This window comes from Serratia sp. 121840015-1 (assembly GCF_053627655.1).
Window position 1 is genome coordinate 1,857,833 of sequence record NZ_JBSEYF010000001.1, and the last position, 25,480, is coordinate 1,883,312.

Sequence of the window (25,480 nt, forward strand, 5' to 3'; positions counted from 1 at the left end):
CGCTTTGTGATAAACTCTCGCCCTTGTCTTTATTGCACCCTGAGAGTTCGCCCCGTGGCCAAATCCACCGCCGTTTTTCTGCCCCCCGCTTTCCTTGACGCCACCCGCGCCATCATGCCCGCCGAGCTGGCGATGGACGATTTTATCGCCGCCTGCCAGCGCCCGCTGCGCCGCAGCCTGCGCGTCAACACGCTGAAAATCAGCGTCGCCGACTTCCTGGCGCTGGTGCAGGATTACGACTGGCGACTGGAGCCCATCCCCTGGTGCGCGGAAGGGTTCTGGATCGAGCGCGACGATGAAGAACTGCGTCTGGGCAGCGCCGCCGAACACCTGAGCGGCCTGTTCTACATTCAGGAGGCCAGTTCAATGCTGCCGGTCAGCGCGCTGTTCGCGGGCGGCGCAGTGCCGAATCGGGTGCTGGACGTGGCGGCGGCACCAGGCTCCAAAACCACCCAAATCGCCGCGTTAATGGGCAATCAGGGCGGCATCGTCGCCAACGAATACTCCGCCAGCCGGGTAAAAGTGCTGCACGCCAATATCAGCCGCTGCGGCGTGAAGAACGCCGCGCTGACCCACTTCGACGGCAGGGTGTTCGGCGCCGCGCTGCCGGAGAGCTTCGACGCCATTCTGCTCGATGCCCCCTGCTCCGGCGAAGGCGTGGTGCGCAAGGATCCGGACGCCATGAGCAACTGGTCGCCACAGAGCGTGGCCGAAATCGCCGCCACCCAACGCGAACTGATCGACAGCGCGTTTCATGCGCTGGCTCCGGGCGGCGTGATGGTTTACTCCACCTGCACGCTCAATGCGCAGGAAAACCAGCAGGTGGTGCGCTGGCTGCTGGACACCTACGGCGACGCGGTCAGCGTCGAGCCGCTGGGTGCGCTGTTCCCCGGCGCCGACAAGGCGCTGACTGCCGAAGGCTTCCTGCACGTCTTCCCGCAGATTTACGACAGCGAAGGCTTTTTCGTCGCCCGCCTGCGCAAACAGCGCGCCGTGGCGCCGTTGGCGAAGCCGACCTACAAGGTGGGTAAATTCCCGTTCAGCCCGCTGTCCGGCAAAGAGGCGGCGCTGGTCGCCCAAGCCGCCGCCGCATCCGGCTTAACCTGGGGCGATGACAGCCGGCTGTGGGAGCGCGACAAGGAGCTCTGGCTGTTCCCGGCCGAGCTGGAACCGCTGTTCGGTAAAGTGCGCTTCTCACGTATCGGCCTCAAGCTGGCGGAACGTTTCCCGAAAGGTTTCCGCTGGCAGCACGAGGCGGCGATCGCGCTGGCCGGCACCGGCGGCAAAACGCATTTCGAGCTGGACGCCGCGCTGGCGCAAGAGTGGTATCACGGCCGCGATCTCTACCCGGAGCAGCCGCCGGCCGGCGATGAATGCATCGTCACCTACCAGGGCCAGCCGCTGGGCATCGCCAAGCGCATCGGCAGCCGCATCAAGAACAACCTGCCGCGCGAGCTGGTGCGCGACGGCGCGCTGGATTTTCACCTGTAATCGCTCCGGTGCCGGGGAACCGCCTTCCCCGGCGCCAAAATAATGCTAATAATATTCCTATCGCCATTCATTATTATTCTAATCATTTCCAATTTGCACTATTCCACCTCCCCGTCCGTATATCCCCGCCGGAAAAGAAAAAAGTTTTTAGCCTTTGATCAAGACAATTTCGCGTTCTTATCCTATTAATTTAAATGTAAGTAAATTAATGCGTTCAACTCAGCTCTGGGTGGCGTTTTTGCGGGCTTTCTCTGACACGGCAAGGAATCATGATGAATAAAACTCTGATGGTTTTGACCTCGGTAGCACCTCTGCTGTGCATCAGTGGCACAGCCAACGCAGCGGGCACCATTCAGGGCACGCTGGGCGTGACGATCACCATCGGTGCCGGCTGTGTGGTCACCGGCGGCAACAGTTCCGGCACCACCAACGACTTTGGTTCGATCAGCTTCGGGACTTACTCCTCGCTGGCCAACGTCATCACCGCCAGCGCCACCGGCAGCGGCGGCACCGGCACGCTGGGGCTGAACTGCACCACCGGCACCAACTATACCGTAGCGCTGGACAACGGCCTCAACGCCTCCGGCAGCCAGCGGCGCATGGCCAGCAGCGTGCCGGCCTACATCAGCTACAACCTCTATCAGGACAGCGCCCACGCTCTGCCGTGGAACAGCACCACCGGCACGCTGACCGGTACCGGTACCGGCTCGGCGGTGCCGCTGATCGTTTACGGCCTGGTGCCTGCCGCGGGAACGACCCCGGCGGCGGGCGTCTACAGCGATACCGTCACCATGACCGTCACCTGGTGAGTTTCATCGTCAACGGAGCGCCGTCAGTGCGCTCCGTTATTCATTAAGTAATAATATTCCCACTCACCTTATCAATATCCCCTTCATGTTCATGCCCGGTGACACGGCCGCCGCAGCAAACCTGCGATCGCGGTTAAAAATAAATAAAGTTTTTAATCTTTTAGCGCGACATTCTCACGTTCTTATTCTATTAATTAATCTGTAAATAGATTAATGCATTTGACTCATTTTTCGGGCTTTTTGGCAGGCTTCTCTACTACGGCAAGGAACCACGATGAAAAAGACTCTGGCGGCATTAACCTCGGCAGCGCTTCTGCTGTGCGCCTCTGGCACCTCCTACGCGGCGGGCACCATTCAGGGCACGCTGGGCGTCACCCTGACCATCGGCGCCGGCTGCGTGGTCACCGGCGGCACCAGCTCCGGCACCACCAACAGCTTCGGCTCCATCAGCTTCGGCACCTACTCCTCACTGGCTAACGTCATCACCGCCAGCGCCACCGGCAGCGGCGGCACCGGCACGCTGGGGCTGAACTGCACCACCGGCACCAACTACACCGTGGCGCTGGACAACGGCCTCAACGCGACCGGCAGCCAGCGGCGCATGGCCAGCAGCGTACCGGCCTATATCAGCTATAACCTCTACCAGGACAGCGCCCACGCCGTGCCGTGGAACAGCACCACCGGCGTGCTGACCGGCACCGGCACCGGTTCGGCGGTGCCGCTGATCGTCTACGGCCTGGTACCTGCGGCAGGCACCACCCCGGCGGCCGGTGCGTACAGCGATACCGTCACCATGACCGTCACCTGGTAAACATGACGCGCCTGGCCGTCACCTGCATGCTGTTGTCGTTGGCGGGCGTTTGCCGCGCCGACGTCAGCACCGCGACGGTGGGCGTCAGCGCCACCCTGGTCAAGTCCTGCGTCGCCGGCACCACCAGCGGCGGCAACACCACATTCGGCACCTTTAACTTCGGCACGGTCTATTTCCTCAATACGGCGATAAAGGTGACCGGCCAGGCGAACGCCGGCGCACTGCAGATCAACTGCAACAACGGCACCAGTTACACGGTGCTGCTCAGCGGCGGACAGAGCGGCAATACCGCCGCACGCTATCTGCAAAGCGCGGCGGGCGCCCGCGTGAACTACAACCTGTATACCAGCGCCAGCTACGCCACCGTCTGGGATAACGTCACCGGCGTCACCCAGACCGCCACCGGCCAAAGCGTCTGGCTGCCGGTGTACGGCATGATCCCGGTACAAACGACGCCGGCGACGGGCAACTATACGGATACGGTGCAGGTGACGATAAATTGGTGATTAACGGAACGCTGCGCACCCTGCTGCTGGCGGCGCTGATCGGCGCCCCGACGGCCCGTGCCGATACCGTCAGCCAGGGCTTCACGGTCAACGCTTCGATCATCAAAGGCTGCGTACTCGGCAGCGGCGTCACCAACGTTACCTCGTTCGGCAGCATGAGCTTCGGCCAGGTGGCGTCCTTGAGCAGCCCGATAAAAATCGTCTCTAGCGCCGGCGCCGGCTCCATTTTGATCCGCTGCAATCCCGGGCTCAGCGTCACCCTGGGGTTGAACGTCGGCAATAACGTCACCGGCTCCATCGCCGGCGGGCGAAAACTGTTGAACTCGGTGACCTCGGAAACGCTGGTTTACCAGCTCTACCAGGATGCCAACTACGCCGTTTTGTGGGGCGACGGCGGCAACGGCGGCGCCGTCCAAACCGTCTCCTCCACCGGCAGTACGCAAGAAATAAAAATCTACGCCAGTTTAATGGCGAGCAGCACCTTGCCCACCAGCGGCACCTACAACGATACGGTCTTAGTGACGGTGAGTTATTGAGCTTTTAAAAAGGATCACATTATGCGTAGTACTCTGCTCCGCCTGCCCCTGCTGGCAGGATTGCTGTTAGCCGGTCAACCGCAGGCCTTCGCCGCCGCCTCCATTCTGATTTGGCCTATCGATCCGGCGATTGAAGACAACCAGCAGGCGACGGCCCTGTGGCTGGAAAACCGCGACAGCAAACCGGTCTATATGCAAATCCGCGTGCTCGGCTGGCAACAAACCGGCGGTAAGGACGACTACCGCAACCAGAGCGAAGTGGTCGCCAGCCCGCCGGTCGCCACCATTCTCCCCGGCAAACGCCAGCTGATTCGCCTGATCAAGCAGACCCCGGTCGCCGCCGGGCAAGAGCGGGCTTACCGGATACTGGTTGACGAAGTGCCCATCAAGGATAAAGACGGCGCGGCGCCCGACAAGGGTGCGCAGATGGGGCTGAAATTCCAGATGCGTTATTCGGTGCCGCTGTTCGTCAGCGGCAAAGGCGTCTGGACCAAGCAAGACTTCGAACACCCGCGCGACTATGCCACCGCCAACCAGCCGAAGCTCAGCTATCGGCTGCTGCAGCAAAACAGCCAGCGCTGGCTCGACGTGCGCAACGACGGCATCGTGCACGCCCGCCTGTCGCAGGTCAGCATCCAGGGCAAGCCGCTCAACAACGGGCTGCTGGGCTATGTGCTGCCGGGTTCGCAAATGCGCTTTGCCCTGCCGCCTTCGGGCAGTTTCGCCGCCGGCAAGCTGCAGGCGATGGTCAATGACAATAAGCAACCCGTAACCATTCCGTCTTACTGAGCCTGAGGTGCAGGTGAAGCGGATCTCGTCGCCGGCCACGCGCGGCATGCAGCTCAAGCCGTTGGCCCTGGCCGTACTTTATATGGCGGTGGAGCTGTGGCCGCCGCACGCCGCCGCCGACGACCTTCCGCCGCCGCCCAGCGCCATCAGCATGCCGGACACCACGCTGTATCTGGAGCCGGTGGTGAACGGCCGCCAGACCGGCAAAGTGGTGCCGGTCACCTACCGCGGCGGCCACTACTATTTGACGCCGCAGCAACTGAGCGACGCCGGCCTGCCGGTGGCGGACAAGCAAGCGAAAGAGATCGCCGTCGATCAATTGGATAAGGTCGACGTCACCTACAGCGGCGAAACGCAGCAGCTGTTGATCTCGGTGCCCAACGACTGGCTGCCCAAGCAAACCCTCGGCGACGCCAACCCAGAACAGCGGCTGCCGGCGCAAAGCAGCCTGGGTTTCTTGCTGAATTACGACGCCTACGTCAGCCAGAGCGGCGGGCGCGGCAATCCGGGTTATTTTTCCGCCTGGAGCGAACAGCGGCTGTTCGACGGCTTCGGCGTTATCGCCAACACCGGCATTTTCCGCAGCAGCTTCAACGGCGAGACCGCCGCACAGCAGAACAATCGCTATATCCGCTACGACAGCAGCTGGCGCTACAGCGACGACGACACCATGCTCAGCTATACCGCCGGCGATCTCACGACCGGCTCGCTGCCCTGGACCAGTTCGGTGCGCATCGGCGGCCTGCAGGTGGCGCGCAACTTCGCCACGCGGCCGGATCTGATTACCTATCCGCTGCCGCAGTTCTCCGGCCAGGCCGCCGTGCCGAGCAGCGTCGATCTGTACATCAACAGCTACAAGAATACCTCCGTCAGCGTGAACCCCGGCCCGTTCACCCTGAATACCGTGCCTTACATCAACGGCGCCGGCCAGGCGACGGTGGTCACCACCGACGCGCTCGGCCGCCAGATCAGCACCACGGTGCCGTTCTATGTCGCCAGCTCGCTGCTGCAGGCCGGGCTAAGCGATTTCAGCCTGTCGGCAGGGGCGCTGCGTCAAAATTACGGCTACCGTTCCGCAGACTACGGCCAATGGGTGGCCAGCGGCAGCGGGCGTTACGGCGTCACCGATTGGTTGACGCTCGAAGGGCGGGCGGAAGGCGCAGCTGAGCTGGCGGTCACCGGCGCCGGCGCGGGCGTGCGCCTGGGGCAGTTAGGGGTCCTCAACGCCTCCTACAGTTACAGCCAGGCGGGCAGCGATGCCTTCAACGCCCCGCCGGTCACGCCCCTTTATTACGATCCGATCACCGGCCAACCGGTACAGCAACCGGATGCCGGGCCGGTTTATCAGTACACCGGCCGCCACGGCGATCAGACCAGCCTGAGCTATACCTACAGCAACCAATATTTCAGCCTCAATGCCCAACGGGTACTGCGCAGCGCGGACTTCGGCGACCTCTCCACCTACAAGAGCAGCTACCGCCTGAGCCGCCGCACCGATCAACTGACCGGCAGCATCGGCCTGAGCCGCTTCGGCAGCCTGGGCGCCGGTTATTTCGACGTGCGCGACGCCATCGGCCAACGCACCCGCCTGGTCAACCTGTCGTACAGCCTGACGCTGTGGCGCAATATCAGCCTGTACGCCTCGGCGAACCGCGAGATCGGCGGCGACGGCTACAGCTCGCAGCTGCAGATCAGCATTCCGTTCGATGCCTGGGGCACCGCTAACGTCAGTACCGCCCGCGACGCCGGCAACCGCTGGAGCGAACGCGTCGCGTACAGCCGCGCCGCGCCGACCGACGGCGGTTTCGGCTGGAACCTGGCCTACGCCGGCGGTCAAGGCAGCGACAGCGATTACCGCCAGGCAGACCTGACCTGGCGCACCTCGCTGTTGGAAACCCGCGCCGGGCTGTACGGCAACCGTAACGATTACACCCGCTGGGGCGAAGTCAGCGGTTCGCTGGTGGCGATGAACGGCGGCGTATACGCCACCAACACCATCAACGACGCCTTTGCCCTGGTTTCGACCAACGGCTACGCAGGTATTCCGGTCAGCTACGAGAACCAGCGCATCGGCGTCACCAACGACAAAGGCTACCTGTTGGTGCCCACCGTCACTTCGTATTACCACGCCAAATTCCAGATTGATCCGCTCAATCTGCCGGCGGACGTCAATTTGCCGTCGGTAGAAAAAACCGTCGCCATTCGCGATCACAGTGGCTACCTGGTCGAATTCCCCGTCCAGCGCCTTTCCGCCGCCGACGTGGAGCTGGTCGATACGCAAGGCAAACCGCTGGCCAACGGCAGCCAGGTGGCGGTGATCGGCAGCAATCAACAAAGCTACGTCGGGTGGGATGGCATGACCTATATCGACCCGGTGCAGCAGCACAACCGGCTGAGCGTGATCCCAGCCGACGGTGGCGCGCCGTGCCAGGTCAGCTTCAGCCTGGCCAATCCGCAGGGGCTACAGCGCGTCGGTCCCCTCGTCTGCCAATAACACACGGAGAAGAAGAACGATGTCTCGGCAAGTGAAAATTCTTTTGGCGGCGCTGCTGCTGCTGTGCGGGCAACGCGCGCTGGCGGACTGCGCCACCACCAACGGCACGGTGACCCTGCCCAGCAGCAACTCCTTCGCCGTCTACAACGGCCAGATCAGCGCCCAGGGTACCGCCGGGCTCAACTGTACCGGGCTGGGGCTCAATCTGTTGACGCAAAACACCGTCACGGTCAAGATCGCCTCCACCACCAACAATATGGCCCTGCTGAACGGCAACGGCTCCGGCGATAAAATTTCCTATCTCATCTACCCGGATGCCAACTACCAATACCCCTACAGCGTCGGCCAGACCATCGACTACAGCTCGCTGAACCTGCTGTCGCTGATCCTGATCTCTTCCAACGTCAACTTTCCGGTGTATATCAAAACGGTGGCGGGTGCGAACGTCAGCGCCGGCACCTATACCGACACCATCAATCTGGTGTGGAACTACCATATTTGCGGCCTGGGCCTGATTGGGCTGTGTATCTGGTGGGACGGCACCAACCAACCCAGCACCGTGACCATCACCGCAGTCATCACCAAAAGCTGCCTGATCAATACCGCCAATAACGTCAACTTCGGCAGCATGGCGCTGGTGGGGCAATTCAACCCGATCAACCAGAGCATCACCCTGACCTGCACCAAATCCCAGTCATACAGCTCCTACTTTACCAACGGCAACAACCCCATCACCGGTTGGCGGCAAATGCTCAGCGGCACCAGCAACTTCCTGCAGTATCAGATCTACCTGCCCAACACCAGCACCGTGTGGAGCAGCACCAACGCGCAAAGCGGCACCGGCACCGGCCTGGCGCAAAGCATTCCCTTTACCGCCGCCATCAATCCGGCGCAGACCGAAGTGCCGGTTGGTACCTATCAGGATAACGTCAGCTATGTCGTGACCTATTAGCCTGGCCGCTAGCCGCTCAGGAAGAATGTTGCCAGAATGTATTTTTTATGTGGCATTTTTTGCTCATTTGGCTATGCTCATACCGATGGCCTCACTGGTCTAACCTCCTACCACATCATTGAGCAAGGAGTTCCCATGAGCAAAACCGTCGTAAAAATTGGCAGCTTCGAGGTCGATGACGCGCATCTTCACGCCGGCGCCGACCGCGCCGGCACCCTGAGCATTCCCTGCAAGTCCGATCCGGACCTGTGTATGCAGCTCGACGGCTGGGATGAACACACCAGCATTCCGGCGATCCTTGATGGCAAACAGTCGCTGCTGTACAAGCAGCACTACGATCGGCAGGCGGACGCCTGGGTGATGCGGCTGGCATGAAAATACGCCGGGCCTGCTGACGACGCGCTGCTTTCATCGGAAACAGCGCGTTTTTTTATGCGATGGCGATGCCGCGGCCGGCAAAGAAAGGGGTGAAGCGGTTGAGCGGCAGCTGTACCCGCTCGCGCGTCGCCGGGCTGTCGCCCGAAGGGTTGTGGAAAGTCACGCTTTGCGTATCGGCGGCGGTGATCAGCACCAGATGCCCGCCTCGCTGCGGCGGCAGGCTCTCGGGCCGGCGAATGGAGGGGTGCACCGAGGCGATAAAGTAACGGTATTGGCTAAGCAGCGCCGATAACTCGGCCGCCTCCAGCCCCACCTTCACCTCCGCTTGCAGCGCGAACTGCTCGCGCACGTACTCGACGAACGGCGCGTAAATCAGCCCTTTTATCCGCTCCCCCTCGCGCACATAGGCACCGTAAGGCAGGCTGCGCCGCGCCAGCTCCAGCAGCGGTGGCGCTTCGCCGTCGCGGTGGCTCAGCACCATTTTCAGGCAGGCCATGCCGCACACGTGGTTGGCCCACTCGACGTACTCCGCCCGATCGCGGGCGCCGCTGCGCGCCCAATTCTCGTCTTGCGCCAGCGTCATGCGGCCGGCGATCAGATCGGCGGCCAGCTCCGGGCTTGCCCACTGGCATTCGTAGGGAACGGCGCGCATCCGTTTAGAACTTGTCGACGACTTTGAAATTCATCAGCACCAGCGTCATGTCCGGCGAGAACAGATCGTACTCTTCGAAGAAACGCTGCAGCTCTTTGCGCCAATGCGCCAGCGAACGATCGCCCTCGCCTTCGGCAAAGGCGTGCGCTTCATCGACCTGATCGTAAGTTTTCATTTCCACCGCGGTCAGTTCAACCGCGCAGACCGGTTCACCTTTGCCGTCCACCACCAGGAACAGATCGCCGGCCTGCGGGATCCCTTCGCCGTCCAGGTTGGAACAGGTGGCCGTTTTGGTGCCATTGAGGATCAATTGCACCACTTCATCGGCCTGCTGCTCGGTATCGCCGAACGCCCAGCGCTCAAGGTGCTCGTATTTCTGTGGAATTGCCGTCGCCATGATTATACCTTTTGGAAAAATGCATCAATGCAGACAGGATAGTACAACGTATTGCCGGCCGTCTGCATCCGTCGCAAGCGCGACTGCGCGTTCCGCCACCGCCGCCTTTACGAGTTTTTACCGTTCTTCGCTGTGCCTGCCGCGCTGCCGGGCGCATACTGTGGACATTATTCACCCAATGGCAACCGCCAGGCGGCAACATGCGGCAAGACGACATCGATGCTGACGATACCTTCAGCGATTTACTCAACGGCGTCGCCCTGGTGACGCTTTTCCTCATCACCCTCGTCGGCGGGTGGTATTTCAGTTAAGGAGGCAACGTGGCAACAAAACGCATGGGCAACAAACTCAGTAAAATGGTCGTAGTGCTGCTGCTGATCTGCCTGGCGTTGCTGCTGTTGCGTTGGGCGGCGATCGCCTTCGGTTAATCCCATGCAACGACGCCGGCTACACGCCGGCGTCCTGCTCACCGCCGCCCTGGCGCGGTCGGCTCCAGCAACTCCCGCAAATAGGCCAGACGCGCTTCCCCTTGTGGCAACCAGCGGCGGCACAGCCAATGTTGCGTTTCACCCGTGCGGCTGAGGCGGTAGTACTCCGCCAAGGTTTCGACCCAGTTCATGATGTTTTCTCCTGCTTTTCGACACCGCCAGTATTGAGCGTAAAAACCAGAAGAAATACTGATGGCTTGTTTTTTATGCTTCCTGTTTTGGGTGGCCGGTAGCGAAGCCGCAGTTCAGCTGCTACATTGGGCAAAAATCAACCAGCCGAGGTAGGCCATGACGTTCTCGGAACAGGAGATTAAACCCGTATGGGATGAGGTCGCACGCCTGATCGGCGACGGCGTGATGCAGCTGCGCCATCGTGGCGAAGCGCTGTCGGTGGAAACGCTGGAAAAACATCTGGCGCGGCAGCTGGCGGACAGCAACGATATCGAACGGCGCATCCTGCTCGGCGCCGCCATCAACATGTTGAAAGGCGGAAAATGAATCGCCAACCGAAAAGGTTGGCGATCCGACAGAAGCCCGAGGTATGCAAGCCCGGCCTTCTGCGCGCTACTATGTCACGCTAATATGACGGAATTAATAGGAATTGTCGGGTTTTTGCCCAAAACGCCCTATTTTTGTTGCCAACATTACGCCAATACGAAATCGCCGGCATCCAGCGGCTGCCCCACCACTTTCACCAGGAAATCGCTGGCGCCAAAAGCGCCGCCCAGGTTGATCGCCACGTCGCTGACGTGACTTTGCGCGTCATAGCTCAACATCGCTTCACCCGCCTTGCCGCTGAACTGATCGACGAAGCGAATGCCGTCCGCGCTGCCGGTGTTGAACAGCGTCAGATCGATCTTGTCTTCACCGCGCACGAAGTCGCGGATCCAATCCGGTGCCGCCGCCGTCGATTCATCCGCCGCGAAATAGACGAAGGTGTCCTTGCCGGCGCCGCCCCACAGCTGATCCGCCCCTTTGCCGCCATACAGCACATCATCGCCCGCGCCGCCCTTGAGCACGTTGTCGGCGGCGTTGCCCACCAGCACATCGTTGCCCGATCCGCCGATGGCATTTTCAATCGTTACGCCTGCGGCGATGGACACGTTGCCTTTCAGGCCGCCAACGTCCGAGAACGCTTTTTCATTCAGGTTGATGCGCTGATTCTGGCCAAAACCGGAGAAGTCGAAGGTGTCATTACCGCCAGCATCCCAGGCGGTGAAAACAATCTTGTCCTGCGCGCCGGTGGCGGTGAGGAAGTCGCGATCGGTATTGGAATTGAAGCCGTAGATCGTATCGCCGGTGCGGGTGTTCATGTTGGCGCCGTAGAAATGCTGGATCGCCGTGATGTCGTTGAGCAGCGGCCCGGAAGAGTACGCGCCTTTAAAGTCCTGCCCGGTGTTGCTTTCGCTGAAATAGCTCATCACGCTGTGGGCGCGGCTGTCCTCGAAATAGGTCGCGTCCTTGCCGTAGGTGATGCTGACGCCCGGCGCGGCGTTATAGTCGCCCGGATGCTGCAGCCCCAGCGCATGGCCGATTTCATGGGTGAAGGTCTGGCGACCGTACTCGTTCTCATGGATCTGGTTGTTGACGAAGGTGTGGTTCTTGGCGTTATACCAGGTTTGCCCGGCAACCGAAGGCGAGGTATCCGGGTTATACGCAAAGGCATAGGAGCCACGCGAGCTGTAGTCGAACAGGCCGAATTTGATGTTGGCGGCGGCGGTGTTGCTGGTTTCGGTAAAGGTTATATTGGCCACGTCGGACCATGACTGCAACGACAGTTTGGCCTGCTCGCGCTGTTCGGCGTTAAAGCTGCTGAAGCCGCTGATGCCCATGCTCGGCATGTTGCTCGGCGCCTTTTCCCAGAAGCTGAAGGTCAGGGAGACCGGCGTGTCGGTCACGCCCTTGTCGTGCCAACTGCGATCGCCGCGCACCAGCTCCAGGCCGGCGTTTTCGAACGTTTTCGACGGATGAAGCACGGTAATGCTGTCGTCTTCATCGGGTTTATAAGCGCCCAGCAGGGCTAATACGCCTTCGGCCTTAACGGAAGCATTGCTTGATGACATAACCTTATCTCCATATTCGTCAATTCAATCGGGGGGATGCCCCAACTGGCGGATTGCCTGAACGGCTGCGGCCCGGTGTTGAATCAATACGGGGATATCGGTAATGCGGTGGCGCCTTCCCTCGGCACTCTGAATGAGAACGATAATCCCTTAAGAGAAAAGAATAGACACATTTTCGCCGAGTACAGAATTTTCTTAGATAAAGTACGACTATGCATTTGCGCCATACGAATGATTTTCAAGGTAATCATCAGCATTATCACGATAAGCGGAAGAAACGCATAAAAAAACCGGGGCAATCCAACCCCGGCTATCCATAAGAAATTCTGGACTCAGACTAACCAACCGAGCAGCAGCGTCGCGCCGATGACCGTGGAAGCGCCGCCGATGCGCGTGGCGATTTGGGCGAACGGCATTAGCCCCATGCGGTTCGACGCCGACAGGATCGCCACGTCACCGGTGCCGCCCAGGCCGCTGTGGCAACAGGTGACGATCGCCGCTTCCACCGGGAACATCTTCAGGTAAGGCGCAATCAGGAAACTGACCAGCCCCATCGACAGCACCACCGAGCCGCAGACCACCACATAACCGATCGAGAACACCGCCACCACGCTTTCCAGCGGCACGTACAGCATGCCCAGACCGATCATCAGCGGCCACACCAGCGCCGTGGAGACGAACTTATAGAAACTGTGCGCGCCGGTTTCCATCGAGGCTGGGATCACCCGGCAGTACTTACACAACACCGCGAACAGGATCATCAGCACCGGGCCGGGAATATGCACGATGTGTTCGAACAGGCCACCGACGATAAAGAAGGCGCAGATCACCAGCAGACCGCCGCCCATCAGTTGGAAATCGACGTTGCCGCTTTGCTCCTTGATGGCGAACATCGCGTTCTCCTGCGCCGAGCGGATCAGCATGCCGTCGCCGCTCAGTGCCTTGCGCTGCATGCCAATGCGAGCCAGCACCCCGGCGGTCACGATGGCGAAGATATTGCCCAGCACCGCCGCCGGCGCCAGCTGCGCGACGTAGACGTCCGGCGTCGCTCCCAGGATCGCCGAATAGGCCAGCGACAGCGGTAAAATCCCCTCGCCGATGCCGCCGCCGATGATCGGCACGATGATGAAGAAGAAGGTGTGATAGAAGGTAAAACCGAACAGCTTGCCCACCAGCAGCCCGGTGATCACCGCCGTCACCGTACCGACCACCAAGGGCACGAACATGCGAATCATCCCCTGGATCAGGATCACCCGATTCATGCCGAGAATGCTGCCGACCACCAGACTGGCGATGACGAAATACAGCAGGTTGGCGTCTTTCATCAGCAAATGGACGGTGCCCATGACGTTAGGCTGGAAGACATTGAAATAGACCAGCACCGACGGCACCATCAAACACAGAATGGCCGGCCCGCCGATATCGCGCAGCACGGGAATGCTTTTTCCCAACTGCGCCAGCGCAAAGCCCAGCGTCATTATCACCGCCAGGCCGCCGATCATATTCTTCGGCAGGAAGTTGGCATAGGCGGAAATCGCCACGATCGCGCAAATCGTGATAAACAGCGCGATCGGTACCGCACCGATATCTATTTGACGAAGTTGATTAATTAATCCTGAGGATTCGGACGATGCCGTATTTTTATCACAGGCCAGTTCTGCATTTATCTGTTTCATTATTCACCCTGCTGACAAGCGTACAGTACGGTTAGATTCACCTGGCGCAACGATCCTGCCATAGCCAAGCAAAAACAAATGATTACGAAAAATCCTATTGTGGATTTCGCTTTTTCTAATAAGAAATAAAACAGTAGACAGCTCTGACGATATGATAAAAAATAAAAATGCCAAACTAAATTACGCCGGCGGAATTCAATATTGTGACCCTCCGCCAAGGTTAGTTTTAATTAATTATCGTCAGCATTTTGTAATTAAAGTAATCGGGTTTAAATTCGCTGCTATGCTATAGGAGGGCGAAAAAGCCCCCTGCTTTATTAATAAAGAACCGGAAACGCATTAGCTGAATCCGGTCAGCTTGATCCGAACCTTAATCCTGCGCGCGGCACCGCACGGGAAAGAGGCATAATATGACTCATAAGGAAGTAGAATATGTCTTCACGCGTTGTTACCCCACAAACCCTCGCTCGCTACGGCATTCATCAGGCCGCCGACGTCGTCTATAACCCCAGCTATGAATTACTGTTCGCCGAAGAGACCCGCGCAGACCTGCCGCCGCTGGAACGCGGCACCCTCACCCAGCTGGGCGCGGTCAACGTCGCAACCGGTGAATTCACCGGCCGTTCGCCGAAGGACAAATACATCGTGCGCGACGACACCACGCGCGATACCGTCTGGTGGCCGGACAACGGCACCGGCAAGAACGACAACCAGCCGCTCTCCCCGGAAGTCTGGCAGCATCTGAAAACGCTGGTGGGCAACCAGCTCTCCGGCAAGCGTTTGTTCGTGGTGGACGCCTTCTGCGGCGCCAACGCCGACACGCGCCTGAAAGTGCGCTTCATCACCGAGGTGGCCTGGCAGGCGCACTTCGTGAAAAACATGTTTATTCGCCCGAGCGACGCCGAACTGGCAAACTTCGAGCCGGACTTCGTGGTGATGAACGGCGCCAAATGCACCAACCCGGACTGGCAGCAGCAAGGGCTGCATTCGGAGAACTTCGTCGCCTTCAACCTGACGGAACGCATGCAGCTGATCGGCGGCACCTGGTACGGCGGCGAGATGAAGAAAGGCCTGTTCTCGATCATGAACTACCTGCTGCCGCTGAAGGGCATCGCCTCGATGCACTGCTCGGCCAACGTCGGCGAGCAAGGCGATGTGGCGGTGTTCTTCGGCCTGTCCGGCACCGGCAAAACCACCCTCTCCACCGATCCGAAGCGCCAGCTGATCGGCGATGACGAGCACGGCTGGGACGACGACGGCGTGTTCAACTTCGAAGGCGGCTGCTACGCCAAGACCATCAAGCTGTCACCGCAGGCGGAGCCGGAAATCTATCAGGCAATCCGCCGCGATGCGCTGCTGGAAAACGTCACCGTGCTGGCCGACGGCAGCATCGACTTCGACGACGCCAGCAAAACCGAGAACACCCGCGTCTCCTATCCGATTTATCACATCGAGAACATCGTCAAACCGGTGTCCAAAGCCGGCCATGCGCGCAAGATCATCTTCCTGACCGCCGACGCCTTCGGCGTACTGCCACCGGTATCGCGCCTGACGCCTGAGCAGACCCAGTACCACTTCCTGTCCGGCTTCACCGCCAAGCTGGCCGGCACCGAGCGCGGCATCACCGCGCCGACGCCGACCTTCTCCGCCTGCTTCGGCGCCGCGTTCCTGACGCTGCACCCAACGCAGTATGCCGAAGTGCTGGTGAAACGCATGGAGGCCGCCGGCGCTCAGGCTTACCTGGTCAACACCGGCTGGAACGGCAGCGGCAAACGTATCTCGATCAAAGACACGCGCGGCATCATCGACGCCATTCTAAATGGCGACATTGAGCAGGCCGAGACCTTCACGCTGCCGATCTTCGGGCTGGCAGTGCCGACCGCGCTGCCGGGCGTCGATCCGTCGATTCTCGATCCACGCAAAACCTATGCCGACGAATCGCTGTGGCAGGAGAAGGCGCAGGATCTGGCGCAGCGCTTTATCGATAACTTCGCCAAATATACCGTCACCCCGGCGGGCGAAAAACTGGTGAACGCCGGGCCTAAACGGTAACGGCATTCCCCCGCTCAAGGGCCGATTCGTCGGCCCTTTTTTGTTTTCACTCCTCTTCCAGCAAACCCGGCATCACCAGCGCCACCGCCGCCGCGATGCGCTCGTCGATCGCGCTGCCCGGCGGTAACAGCCCCAGCGTCATCTGCCGCAGCGGTTCGGCGATGGTCATCGCCAACAGCAGGTCGCTGGTTTGCGCCCAGTCGCGCTCACGCAGCCACCCGCACTGCTGCTGGCGCTGCAGCCAGTCCGCCACCGTCACCCGGCCGCGCTGAATACCATTGCGCTGGTAGCTGTCCAGCAGCCCCTCGCGCCCCGGAAATTCGCTTTGCAGCAGCCGGAACATGCCCACCGCTTCCGCACTCAGCACCTGCTGCGCGATGGCCTGCAGCCCTTTTTCCAACAGCGGCGCAACCGCCGCCCGCTGCCCGGCATCCTGGGCGAAGGCCGGCTGAAACGCCTCGGTCCAACCGCTTACCGCCTGCGCCACCAGTTCGTCGCGGTTGGCGGCAAAGCGATACAGGGTTTTTTTAGCCACCCCGGCGCGTTTCGCCACCGCATCCACCGTCGCCGCGGCATAGCCACCGTCGATCAGCAGTGCCAACGTCGCCTGAACCAGCGCCGCGCGCAGCGCCGTTTCCGGCGTGGCCGGCCGGCCGCGAGCACGCAGCGGTTCTTCATTCGGGTTTGCCATATTTATTCCTCATAAGCGTTGACAGACTCAGCATAGCGGCATAGCCTTATTTTGGAAACACAATTCGTTTCCAAAATAAAAAAGGAACCCATTATGACACATCCTTCCCTGCTGGCGCCGTGGGGCGTTAACGATATCAACGAGTTGCTCAGGCCAGAACCGCTGCGGCTGGAGATGGGACTGAGCCGCAGCGCCGACGGCCTGCTGACCGTCGCGGTTCGCACCGACCTGCACGGCTGCAAAGGGCGCATGCTGGACTGGTGGTTCACCTTCTTCGAAACGACTCAGCATATCAACTGGTGGCACCCGCACGATCACGTCGAACACCGCGGCTGGGATCGCCACTGGAAAAAAGGGGAAAGCTACGTCGGCGCCAGCATCGAAGCGGTCGAGTGGTTGGCGGAGCTGCCGCCGGTCGCGGCACGCCTCAAGTTTCACGCCGCCGAGGACTTCTTCTCGCCGCAGCCGCTGCGCCAGGCGCGTGACGCGCAGGCGCTCTCCGCCGCGGTTTGCGCGCGCATCGGCTTCGGCGACCAGGTGGCGCTGGATGACAACGGCGATCCCTGCGACGGCGAGATGCTGCATCTGGTGCGCGATACGCCCTATGGCTGCGTGCTGCGCAGCCGCTTCCTGCTGGGTAAAGCCTGCGCCAACGCCCACGACGAGCTGCCGGACGACATCGGCTTTAACCTGATGCGCCACTGCTACAACGAGTTCAGCTATCTGGCGCAGTTCCTGCCGTCGCTGTACTACGCCGAAAACGGCCGCGAACCGGCGCCGTTGCTCTGGTAATGCGTCAGCGGGGACCTGTTAATTTTTCGCGATGCCGCTATAGTGATTTTCATCGCCATTCCCGCGTTTATGACGGAGAACTCATGGAAAACCCCAGCTATAGCGGCGGCTGCCTGTGCGGGCATATTCGCTTTCAGGCACGCGGCCTGCCTGGCAATCCGCACAGCTGTTCCTGCGATTTTTGCCGCCGCCACTCCGGCGCGCCGACGCTCTGCTGGGTCGAATTTCCGCGTCAGGCCATCGAGTGGAACGGCCCGGGCGGCATACCCACACTCTACCGTTCTTCACCCTATTCCAGCCGCGCCTTTTGCCCACGCTGCGGCAGTACGCTGGGGGCGATCGACGACGAGCCGACGGTGGCACTGGCCACCGGCAGCTTCGATCGGGCCGATCTGCCGGAGCTGCGCCCGACCTCACATGCGTTCGCCGATGTTTGCCCCGAATGGTGGCGTATCGACGGCAGGCGCTGAACGCCTCACAGTTCCCGCTGAAATCAATTGATTGTTTTGTCGTATAAATTTAGAACTGACGAACAATAATTCAAAAGTATGGGAACGGGGATGAATCAACAGACTCTCGACGCGCGCCGCTCGCGTCAGGCGTTGCTGGCCGGCTCGGTCGGCAACTTTATCGAATGGTACGAGTTCGGGGTGTACGGGTTCCTGGCCACCGTTATCGCCGCCAATTTTTTCACGCTGCAGGGTGAAAACGAAATCACCAGCCTGATCCTCACCTACGCCGCCTTCGCGCTGGCGTTTTTCTGTCGGCCGATCGGCGCGGTGATCTTCGGCCGCATCGGCGATCGCATCGGCCGTCGCCCGACGCTGATTGCGGTTCTGCTGTTGATGACGCTGGCCACCGCGCTGATCGGCGTCATGCCAACCTATGCCTCGATCGGCGTCGCCGCCCCGCTGCTGCTGACGCTGCTGCGCATGTTTCAGGGGCTGTTCGCCGGCGGCGAATTCGGCGGCGCCGTGTCGCTGATGACCGAGTTCGCCCCGAAGGGCAAGCGTGGGCTGTTCGGCGCCTGGCAGTCGCTGACCGTCGCGCTCGGCCTGCTGGCCGGGGCTGGGCTGGTGGCACTGCTGGCCGCGCTCCTCAGCGCGCAACAGCTGCATGACTGGGGCTGGCGTATTCCCTTCCTGCTGGCGCTGCCGATGGGCGCCGTGGCGCTGTGGCTGCGGCTCAAACTAGAGGAAACGCCCACGTTCACCCAGGCGCAGCAACATGCGGAACACGCCGCCGCGCCGCCGGAAGCGAAGCTGGGCGGCGTGGTGAAAACCATTCTGATCGGCATCGGCCGCATGATGGGCTGGTCGGCCGCCGGCTATACCTTCCTGGTGGTGATGCCTTCCTATTTGCAAACTTCATTGCACGCCACCTTCCAGCAGGCGCTGGTGGCGACGGTGCTGGCCAACGTCGGCTTCGCCCTGACCATTCTGCCGGCGGGCATCATCAGCGACAAACTGGGGCGTAAAACGGTGATGCTGACGGCAGTGGCGGCGGTGATCCTGTTCACCTTCCCGCTGCTGCACCTGTTGCAGGATGCGCAGAGTTCACTGTGGGCCAAAGGGCTGGCGGTCATGATCGCCGGCGCCGTAGTCGGCCTGCTGGCCGGCCCCGGCCCGGCGATGCTGGCGGAGATGTTCCCGACCCGGGTGCGCTATACCGGCTTGGGGCTGGCTTACTCGCTGTCCAATGCGGTGTTTTCCGGCTCGGCCGGGCTGATTATCACCGGCCTCATCAAACAGACCGGTAATATCGACATTCCCGCCTACTACGTGGTCGCCACCTCGGTGGTCAGCCTGTTTGCGCTGATGACGCTGCGCCGCGACGACCATCTGCGCTCGCTGAACGAACGTTAATCCTCCGGGGGCACATCGCCCCCTTACCAACTCGTGACCTCGATCACAACGCCAAAATGTTAACGTTAACTTTTGTGATTAACATCGCACGCGTGATATCTGCTGGCTTCATCCCCTTGCGAGTTAACGTTAACAATAGAGCTAACTTCACTCACCGGGGCCCTACCCATGAACCGCGAAACTAAAAAATATTACGTGCTGCTCAGCGGCCTGCTGTTCTTCTTTTTCTTCACCTGGTCTTCCAGCTTTTCGCTGATCTCACTGTGGCTGAATCAGAAGATCGGCCTGAAAGGCGCCGAGACCGGCCTGATCTTCTCCGCTATCTCGTTGGTGGCGCTGTGCGCACAGCCACTGTACGGGTTTATTCAGGACAAACTTGGGCTGCGCAAGCACCTGCTGCAGTTTCTCGGCGTGATGCTGCTGCTGACCGGCCCGTTCTTTATCTACGTTTACGCCCCGCTGCTGGCCAGCAGCCTGCCGCTCGGCGCGCTGGTCGGCGGGGTATTTATCGGCGCCACCTTCTTCGCCGGCATCGGCGCGCTGGAATCTTATACCGAGCGAGTCAGCCGCATCAGCGGTTTCGAATTCGGCCGCGCCCGCATGTGGGGATCGCTCGGCTGGGCCAGCGCCACCTTTTTGGCCGGTTTTATCTTCAATATCGATCCGAACATCAATTTCTGGCTGGCCTCCGCCGCCGCCGTGGTATTCCTGTTGCTGCTCAGCCAGGTGCGCGAGCTGAAGCCGAACGCCATGGCCGGCCTGGCGTTCGGCAAACCGGAAAATCTGCGGCTGCAGGATGCGCTGGCGCTGCTGCGTATGCCGGGCTTCTGGGCGCTGGTGGTGTTTGTGCTCGGTATCAGCGTGTACAACGTTTTCGATCAGCAATTTTCGGTCTACTTCGCCTCGCAGTTCGCTTCTCGCGAACAGGGCAACGAGATGTACGGCTTCCTCAACTCGCTGCAGGTCTTCCTCGAAGCCGGCGGCATGTTCCTGGCGCCGCTGCTGGTGAACCGCATCGGCGCCAAACAGGGGCTGCTGCTGGCCGGTGGCGTGATGGCGCTGCGCATGTTCGGCTCAGGCTTGGTCAGCGGCGCCTTGATGATCTCCGCCATGAAACTGCTGCACGCCGTAGAGTTACCGATCCTGCTGATCGCTATCTTCAAATACATCGCCAGCCGCTTCGACAGTCGCCTCTCCTCAACGCTTTACCTGGTGGGCTTTCAGTTCATCACCCAGGTGATGGCCAGCTTCCTGTCGCCGCTGGCGGGCTACGGTTATGACCGCATCGGCTTTGCCGACACCTATCTGCTGATGGGGTGCGCGGTCGCCGCCACGACGCTTGTCTCCTGTTTCCTGCTGCGCGGCGAACGTTCCGCCAGCGCAGCCCCCTTTCAATCCGCCATTAAATCAAGTGAGTCTGTCCAATGAACACTGCCTTAGCTCAAGCCGACCATGCGGTCGAAGCCCTGCGCGCAGAACGCCGAGACGAATACTACCCGCAGTTCCATCTCGCGCCGCCCGCCGGCTGGATCAACGATCCCAACGGGCTGATCTGTATTGACGGCGTCTATCATGCCTTCTTCCAGCATCACCCCTATAGCGAGCACTGGGGCCCCATGCACTGGGGGCACGCGACCAGCCGCGATCTGAGCCGCTGGCAGCACCAGCCCATCGCCCTGGCGCCCGATGCGCCCTATGACAAAGACGGTTGCTTTTCCGGCTGCGCCGTGGATGACAACGGCGTGCTGACGCTGATTTACACCGGCCACGTGTGGCTGGGCGAGCCCGGCGACGACAGCCAGGTGCGGGAAGTGCAATGTCTGGCCACCAGCGAAGATGGCATACGCTTCGTCAAGCACGGGCCGGTGCTGGCCGCGCCGGACGGCATTCAGCATTTCCGCGATCCGAAAGTCTGGCGCGAGAACGGCGAATGGTGGCTGGTGGTCGGTGCCAAAGAAAACGGCCTGGGCCAGGTGCGCCTGTACCGTTCTGCAGATCTGCGCGCCTGGCGCTTCGATCGGGTGCTGGCCGGCGCGCAGGCGGCGCATCAAGGGTATATGTGGGAATGCCCGGATTTCTTCCCGCTGGGGGAACAACACCTGTTGTTGTTCTCGCCGCAGGGGCTGGCGGCACAGGGCTACCGCTACCGCAATCGCTTCCAGAGCGGCTATCTGCTCGGCCACTGGCGGCCGGACAGCGACTTTAGGGTGACCCAACCCTTCTGCGAGCTGGATGCCGGCCACGATTTCTATGCGCCGCAGACCTTCACCGCCGCCGACGGCCGTCGGCTGCTGTTTGCCTGGATGGATATGTGGGAATCCCCAATGCCCAGCAAAGCGCACCGTTGGGCCGGCGCCCTCACCCTGCCGCGTGAGCTGACGCTGGCCGCCGACGGCAGCGTCCGCATGAACCCGGCGCGTGAACTGACGGCGCTGCGCCGAGAATCGCACACCTTTTTGGCACAGACGCTGACCAATCAGCATCTGCCGCTGGCGGACGACGTGCAGGAACTCACCCTGACGTTGAAACCGGCCGACAACGACGCCGAGCGCTACGGGCTGGCCATCGGGAGTGCGGCGCGGCTGTTCGTCGACAATCAGGCGCACCGGCTGGTGCTGGAACGTTTTCATGAAAACCCCGCCCTGTGCACCTGCCGCAGCGTGCCGCTGCCAGAAGATGACAGTCTGTCGCTACGGATCTTCATTGACCGCTCATCGCTGGAGATCTTCGTCAATCAGGGGCAGGCCTGCCTGACCAGCCGAATTTATCCGACGGCGGGCGATCGCCGCCTCAGCCTGTTCGCCGAAGGCGGCCGGGCACAGTTTGAGCCCATCACGGGATGGCAGTTGGCAAACCTCTGGGGATAATGGGAATGAGCACCGGGCGCGCAGCGACGCACCCGGTGCGCTTACAGCGAACCACGCTCCAACAGCGGGCAAGGCACTTTCACCGTCTCACGCGGCTCCCGCTGCTCAATCACATGCAGCGCCGCAAGGCGGCCCAGCTCATAATGCGGCAGCTGCACCGTCGTCAATGCCGGCAGGAACAGCTCGCCGGTGCCGACCATATTGTCGTAACCCAGCACCGCTACCTGTTGCGGTATCCGCCATCCTTGCGCCAGCAATACCTGATACACCAGAAAGGCTATCCGATCGTTCCCGCACACCACGACATCGCAATCGCGCCTTCCTGCAGAGAAATGCCGCTCCAGCAGCGCGACGCAGTCGCGATAGTTTTGGTCGCCGCCGCTCAGATCGAGATGATACTGCCGCAGCTGTTCAACATCGCGCCCCGCTTCGCGCCAGGCGCGTTCCAGACCGCGGCGGCGCAGGCCCGCCGCCAGCGTATCCGCCGGTAAATGAATGCACAGTGGCGCGCGATAGCCTTTGGCGATCAGCGCGCGCGTGGCGTCATACTGCCCTTGCTCGTCATCAGGAATGTAGCTGGCGATCGAATGCGCCGGGCTGACGCAGTTGGCCAGCACCAGCTTTTTGTCCAACAGTTTGGCCGGCAATGTCACCTCGCGCAGCCCCATCGTGGTGAAGATCACCCCATCCGGACGATGCGCCAGCAGCAGATCGACGGTCTGTTCGGCGTTGTCGTCGGCAAACAGGTTGACGACGAAGCTGTTCCAGCCTCGCTCGCGCGCGGTTTTCTCAATCGACAGGATCATTTCCACCGAGAACGGCGTCGTGGCGGTGTCCAGCGCCAGCACGCCGAGCGTCTGCACGCGATTTCCGTCACCGCGAATACGCCGCGCCGACAGATCCGGCACATAGTCCAACTGGTCGATAGCCTGTTTGACGCGGCGGTAGGTTTCCGGCCGCAGCTTGCCGGGTTCATTGATGGCGCGGGACACCGTCATCAACGAGACTCCGGCAAGTTTTGCGACGTCTTTCAGCGAAGCCATGCGCCCTTCTTTATGATGATTAATGGGAAAAAGTGAATAATCCCATAACCGGGCGCAGGACTCTACTCTGCGTTAGCAGGCTGTGATGTTCGCCCACAGGAGAGCGCCGTCGGCCGTCAGCGGCGCCACTTCACCGCCCGCCGTCTGCGCCACCCACCAGACGCCCTCGCGCGCCCGCAGTTCGCCGCCCTCCGGCAGCGACCAGACCCCGCTCAGCACATACACCACGCCCGCCTGGTAGGATGGCAGGGTGACGGGTGCCGTGCTGCGCCGCACCTCGGCCGCCTGTCGGCCGCGGCGCGTCATGATGTTGAAATCCTGACTGGCGCCGCCCAGCAGCGTCGCTTCCAGCGCCACGTCGCCGGAGAACGCGAACGGTTCCCCGACGCGAGCCAATTGATGGTCGATATGCCCGGCGCTGAACAGCCGCACGCCGTCGCCTTCCAGCAAAGTGATCGAGCGGTCGATGCCCGTAAAGGCGGAAAACGGCCCGTCCTGCGCGATGGTAGCGATGCTGGCGCGCCAGTCAAAATCCTGCGCGCCCGGTGGCCAGCTGACGATTTCACGGGTTTCCCCACCGCCGTTGCGCCACGGGCTGACCGGCAGCGCGGCGAAGCTAAAACGGGTCAGGCTCATTACGCCTCCTGCTGAAAGGTTTTCAACACCTGCAGGAACTCGGCGCTGCTCTGCTGCTGCAGCGCGTGCCGCCCCTGCTCGATCACCTGCCGGCCGCCGACGAACACGTCGCGAATTTGCTCTTTGCCGCCGGCGAACAGCCAGCGGTTGAGGATCGAGGCGTCCGGCGCCGCCGCCAGATACGGGTCGTCGCCGTCCAGCACCAGCCAGTCGGCGCGATAGCCGCTCTGCAACCGGCCGATCGGCGCACCGCACGCCTGCGCGCCGCCCTGCAGCGCCTGCAGGTACAGCACATCGCCCACCGCCGACTGTTCCGGCGTCGTCAGACGGTTGCGGCGCTGATCGCGCAGCCGCTGGCCGTATTCGAACCAGCGCAGCTCTTCCACCACGTTGAGCGAAACGTGGCTGTCGGAACCGATGCCCCAGCGCCCCTGCTGCTGCAGGTAAGCGTCGCCGGGGAAAATGCCGTCGCCGAGGTTGGCTTCGGTGGTCAGGCACAGGCCGGCCACCGCGCGGCTGCGCGCCAGCGCTTCCAGCTCTTCGCGATCCAGATGGGTGGCATGCACCAGACACCAGCGCTGATCGACCGGCAGATGGTCATACAGCCAGGCCACCGGGCGCTGCCCGCTCCACGCCAGGCAGTCGTTCACCTCTTTTTGCTGCTCGGCGATATGAATATGCACCGGCAAAGTGCGATCCGACGCGGCCAAAATCTGCTGCATCTGGCCCAGCTCCACCGCTCGCAGCGAATGGAAGCACAGCCCCTGATTCTGCAACGGACGATCCGCCAGCTGGCGGGCAATCACCTGCTGCTGGTGCAGATAGCTTTCGGTATCCTGGATAAAACGTTTCTGCCCCGGCTGCGCCGACTGCGCGCCGAAACCGGCGTAGCTGTACAGCACCGGCAGCATCGTCATGCCGATGCCGGCCTGATGCGCGGCCTCGCTGAGGCGGCCGGTCATTTCACCGCGATCGGCGTAAGGCTTACCGTCGGCGTCGTGATGCAGGTAGTGGAATTCGGCCACCTGGGTGTATCCGCCCTTGAGCATTTCGATATACAGTTGACGGGCGACCACCTCCACCTGCTCCGGCGTCAGGCGCTGCACCAGGCGGTACATCAGATCGCGCCAGGTCCAGAAGCTGTCCTGCGGGTTGCCCGCCACTTCCGCCAGCCCGGCCATCGCGCGCTGGAAAGCGTGGGAGTGCAGGTTCGGCATGCCCGGCACCGCATCGCCGTGCAGCCGGATGCAGCCTTGCGGTTCAGCGTCGGCGGTAACTTGAGTCAGATAACCTTGCGCATCGACGTCCAGCCGGACGTTATGCGCCCAGCCCTCAGGGAGCAAAGCGCGTGGGGCAAAATAAGCAGGCATGGCAGTATTCCACTGTTGGTGTAACGGCGAATGAGGCGCGGCGATGGCGCGCATTCAGGAATTTTTGGCTGTCGCCGGCAAGTTTCTGGCGCGACGGCCACTAGTTGTATATACATATACAT

Annotated in this window: 26 protein-coding genes; 17 read left to right on the top strand and 9 right to left on the bottom strand. The window is 61.4% G+C overall.

Going from position 1 to position 25,480, the window contains the following annotated elements:
* Positions 1–54: 54 nt before the first annotated feature.
* The 9 genes from rsmF to ACUXAC_RS08985 all read left to right on the top strand — a co-directional run bounded on the left by rsmF (position 55) and on the right by ACUXAC_RS08985 (position 8,763).
* Positions 55–1,491 carry a 16S rRNA (cytosine(1407)-C(5))-methyltransferase RsmF gene (rsmF, locus tag ACUXAC_RS08945; protein WP_169318365.1) on the top strand — a complete coding sequence of 479 codons (1,437 nt, stop codon included), beginning with the start codon at positions 55–57 and terminating at the stop codon, positions 1,489–1,491.
* Between the two features lie 272 nt (positions 1,492–1,763).
* Positions 1,764–2,300, top strand: coding sequence for a Csu type fimbrial protein (locus ACUXAC_RS08950; protein ID WP_060419268.1), 537 nt, complete (start codon positions 1,764–1,766; stop codon positions 2,298–2,300).
* Between the two features lie 274 nt (positions 2,301–2,574).
* The gene (locus tag ACUXAC_RS08955; RefSeq protein WP_060440090.1) at positions 2,575–3,111 is read left to right on the top strand and encodes a Csu type fimbrial protein; all 537 of its coding nucleotides are present in this window, start codon (positions 2,575–2,577) and stop codon (positions 3,109–3,111) included.
* 2 nt (positions 3,112–3,113) lie between these two features.
* Positions 3,114–3,617 carry a Csu type fimbrial protein gene (locus ACUXAC_RS08960; protein WP_038877669.1) on the top strand — a complete coding sequence of 168 codons (504 nt, stop codon included), beginning with the start codon at positions 3,114–3,116 and terminating at the stop codon, positions 3,615–3,617.
* Positions 3,611–4,153 carry a Csu type fimbrial protein gene (locus ACUXAC_RS08965; RefSeq protein WP_038882152.1) on the top strand — a complete coding sequence of 181 codons (543 nt, stop codon included), beginning with the start codon at positions 3,611–3,613 and terminating at the stop codon, positions 4,151–4,153. Before ACUXAC_RS08960 ends, ACUXAC_RS08965 begins: the two co-directional genes overlap by 7 nt.
* Before the next feature lie 21 nt (positions 4,154–4,174).
* Positions 4,175–4,942, top strand: a complete 768-nt coding sequence (locus ACUXAC_RS08970) for a fimbrial biogenesis chaperone (protein WP_049201714.1) — start codon at positions 4,175–4,177, stop codon at positions 4,940–4,942.
* A gap of 46 nt (positions 4,943–4,988) precedes the next feature.
* The gene (locus tag ACUXAC_RS08975; protein WP_454266708.1) at positions 4,989–7,436 is read left to right on the top strand and encodes a fimbria/pilus outer membrane usher protein; all 2,448 of its coding nucleotides are present in this window, start codon (positions 4,989–4,991) and stop codon (positions 7,434–7,436) included.
* Positions 7,437–7,455: 19 nt separating this feature from the next.
* Positions 7,456–8,388: a Csu type fimbrial protein gene (locus ACUXAC_RS08980; RefSeq protein WP_060419273.1), complete on the top strand. Its 933-nt coding sequence runs from the start codon at positions 7,456–7,458 to the stop codon at positions 8,386–8,388.
* Positions 8,389–8,523: 135 nt separating this feature from the next.
* The gene (locus tag ACUXAC_RS08985) at positions 8,524–8,763 is read left to right on the top strand and encodes a DUF1480 family protein (protein WP_004931517.1); all 240 of its coding nucleotides are present in this window, start codon (positions 8,524–8,526) and stop codon (positions 8,761–8,763) included.
* A 55-nt stretch (positions 8,764–8,818) separates the two neighbouring features.
* On the opposite strand, the gene ACUXAC_RS08990 is transcribed toward ACUXAC_RS08985, so the two are convergent.
* Together ACUXAC_RS08990 and ACUXAC_RS08995 are read right to left on the bottom strand one after the other, a co-directional pair.
* The gene (locus ACUXAC_RS08990) at positions 8,819–9,418 is read right to left on the bottom strand and encodes a C39 family peptidase (protein ID WP_159317941.1); all 600 of its coding nucleotides are present in this window, start codon (positions 9,416–9,418) and stop codon (positions 8,819–8,821) included.
* A gap of 4 nt (positions 9,419–9,422) precedes the next feature.
* Complete coding sequence (locus ACUXAC_RS08995; protein ID WP_004931522.1) at positions 9,423–9,815, bottom strand: ASCH domain-containing protein; 393 nt, start codon at positions 9,813–9,815, stop codon at positions 9,423–9,425.
* A gap of 335 nt (positions 9,816–10,150) precedes the next feature.
* Here ACUXAC_RS08995 and yniD point away from each other — a divergent pair, with 335 nt between their 5' ends.
* Entirely contained in the window at positions 10,151–10,243 is a 93-nt protein-coding gene (yniD, locus tag ACUXAC_RS09000) for a small membrane protein YniD (protein ID WP_016928013.1), read from the top strand.
* A 38-nt stretch (positions 10,244–10,281) separates the two neighbouring features.
* Here yniD and ACUXAC_RS09005 read toward each other — a convergent pair whose 3' ends face one another.
* Entirely contained in the window at positions 10,282–10,434 is a 153-nt protein-coding gene (locus ACUXAC_RS09005; RefSeq protein WP_169318360.1) for a hypothetical protein, read from the bottom strand.
* 157 nt (positions 10,435–10,591) lie between these two features.
* Between ACUXAC_RS09005 and ACUXAC_RS09010 the strand changes: the two genes are divergently transcribed.
* On the top strand, positions 10,592–10,801 hold the full coding sequence (locus tag ACUXAC_RS09010; protein ID WP_004931526.1) for a hypothetical protein: 210 nt from the start codon (positions 10,592–10,594) through the stop codon (positions 10,799–10,801).
* A gap of 146 nt (positions 10,802–10,947) precedes the next feature.
* Here ACUXAC_RS09010 and ACUXAC_RS09015 read toward each other — a convergent pair whose 3' ends face one another.
* Together ACUXAC_RS09015 and ACUXAC_RS09020 are read right to left on the bottom strand one after the other, a co-directional pair.
* Positions 10,948–12,366 carry a serralysin family metalloprotease gene (locus ACUXAC_RS09015; protein WP_169318359.1) on the bottom strand — a complete coding sequence of 473 codons (1,419 nt, stop codon included), beginning with the start codon at positions 12,364–12,366 and terminating at the stop codon, positions 10,948–10,950.
* Between the two features lie 332 nt (positions 12,367–12,698).
* Positions 12,699–14,042: a 2-hydroxycarboxylate transporter family protein gene (locus ACUXAC_RS09020; protein ID WP_141959026.1), complete on the bottom strand. Its 1,344-nt coding sequence runs from the start codon at positions 14,040–14,042 to the stop codon at positions 12,699–12,701.
* A 432-nt stretch (positions 14,043–14,474) separates the two neighbouring features.
* On the opposite strand from ACUXAC_RS09020, the gene pckA reads away from it, so the two are divergent.
* A complete protein-coding gene (gene pckA, locus ACUXAC_RS09025) occupies positions 14,475–16,094 on the top strand; it encodes a phosphoenolpyruvate carboxykinase (ATP) (protein ID WP_454266602.1) in 1,620 nt (539 codons plus the stop codon).
* A 46-nt stretch (positions 16,095–16,140) separates the two neighbouring features.
* On the opposite strand, the gene ACUXAC_RS09030 is transcribed toward pckA, so the two are convergent.
* Positions 16,141–16,785, bottom strand: a complete 645-nt coding sequence (locus ACUXAC_RS09030) for a TetR/AcrR family transcriptional regulator (RefSeq protein WP_087763524.1) — start codon at positions 16,783–16,785, stop codon at positions 16,141–16,143.
* Positions 16,786–16,878: 93 nt separating this feature from the next.
* On the opposite strand from ACUXAC_RS09030, the gene ACUXAC_RS09035 reads away from it, so the two are divergent.
* The 5 genes from ACUXAC_RS09035 (at position 16,879) to ACUXAC_RS09055 (ending at position 22,309) form a co-directional block, all read left to right on the top strand.
* The gene (locus tag ACUXAC_RS09035) at positions 16,879–17,577 is read left to right on the top strand and encodes a DAPG hydrolase family protein (RefSeq protein ID WP_049196250.1); all 699 of its coding nucleotides are present in this window, start codon (positions 16,879–16,881) and stop codon (positions 17,575–17,577) included.
* A gap of 83 nt (positions 17,578–17,660) precedes the next feature.
* Positions 17,661–18,047, top strand: a complete 387-nt coding sequence (locus tag ACUXAC_RS09040; RefSeq protein ID WP_180548470.1) for a GFA family protein — start codon at positions 17,661–17,663, stop codon at positions 18,045–18,047.
* Positions 18,048–18,137: 90 nt separating this feature from the next.
* The gene (locus ACUXAC_RS09045; protein WP_049200384.1) at positions 18,138–19,442 is read left to right on the top strand and encodes an MFS transporter; all 1,305 of its coding nucleotides are present in this window, start codon (positions 18,138–18,140) and stop codon (positions 19,440–19,442) included.
* A gap of 168 nt (positions 19,443–19,610) precedes the next feature.
* Positions 19,611–20,870, top strand: a complete 1,260-nt coding sequence (locus ACUXAC_RS09050; RefSeq protein WP_060419292.1) for an MFS transporter — start codon at positions 19,611–19,613, stop codon at positions 20,868–20,870.
* A complete protein-coding gene (locus ACUXAC_RS09055; protein WP_454266603.1) occupies positions 20,867–22,309 on the top strand; it encodes a glycoside hydrolase family 32 protein in 1,443 nt (480 codons plus the stop codon). Before ACUXAC_RS09050 ends, ACUXAC_RS09055 begins: the two co-directional genes overlap by 4 nt.
* A 41-nt stretch (positions 22,310–22,350) precedes the next feature.
* Here the strand turns inward: ACUXAC_RS09055 and ACUXAC_RS09060 are convergent, their stop codons facing one another.
* The 3 genes from ACUXAC_RS09060 to ACUXAC_RS09070 all read right to left on the bottom strand — a co-directional run bounded on the left by ACUXAC_RS09060 (position 22,351) and on the right by ACUXAC_RS09070 (position 25,358).
* Positions 22,351–23,352, bottom strand: a complete 1,002-nt coding sequence (locus ACUXAC_RS09060; RefSeq protein ID WP_454266604.1) for a LacI family DNA-binding transcriptional regulator — start codon at positions 23,350–23,352, stop codon at positions 22,351–22,353.
* A 72-nt stretch (positions 23,353–23,424) separates the two neighbouring features.
* Positions 23,425–23,988, bottom strand: coding sequence for a HutD/Ves family protein (locus ACUXAC_RS09065; RefSeq protein ID WP_454266605.1), 564 nt, complete (start codon positions 23,986–23,988; stop codon positions 23,425–23,427).
* Complete coding sequence (locus ACUXAC_RS09070; RefSeq protein WP_454266606.1) at positions 23,988–25,358, bottom strand: formimidoylglutamate deiminase; 1,371 nt, start codon at positions 25,356–25,358, stop codon at positions 23,988–23,990. Before ACUXAC_RS09070 ends, ACUXAC_RS09065 begins: the two co-directional genes overlap by 1 nt.
* Positions 25,359–25,480 lie beyond the last annotated feature (122 nt).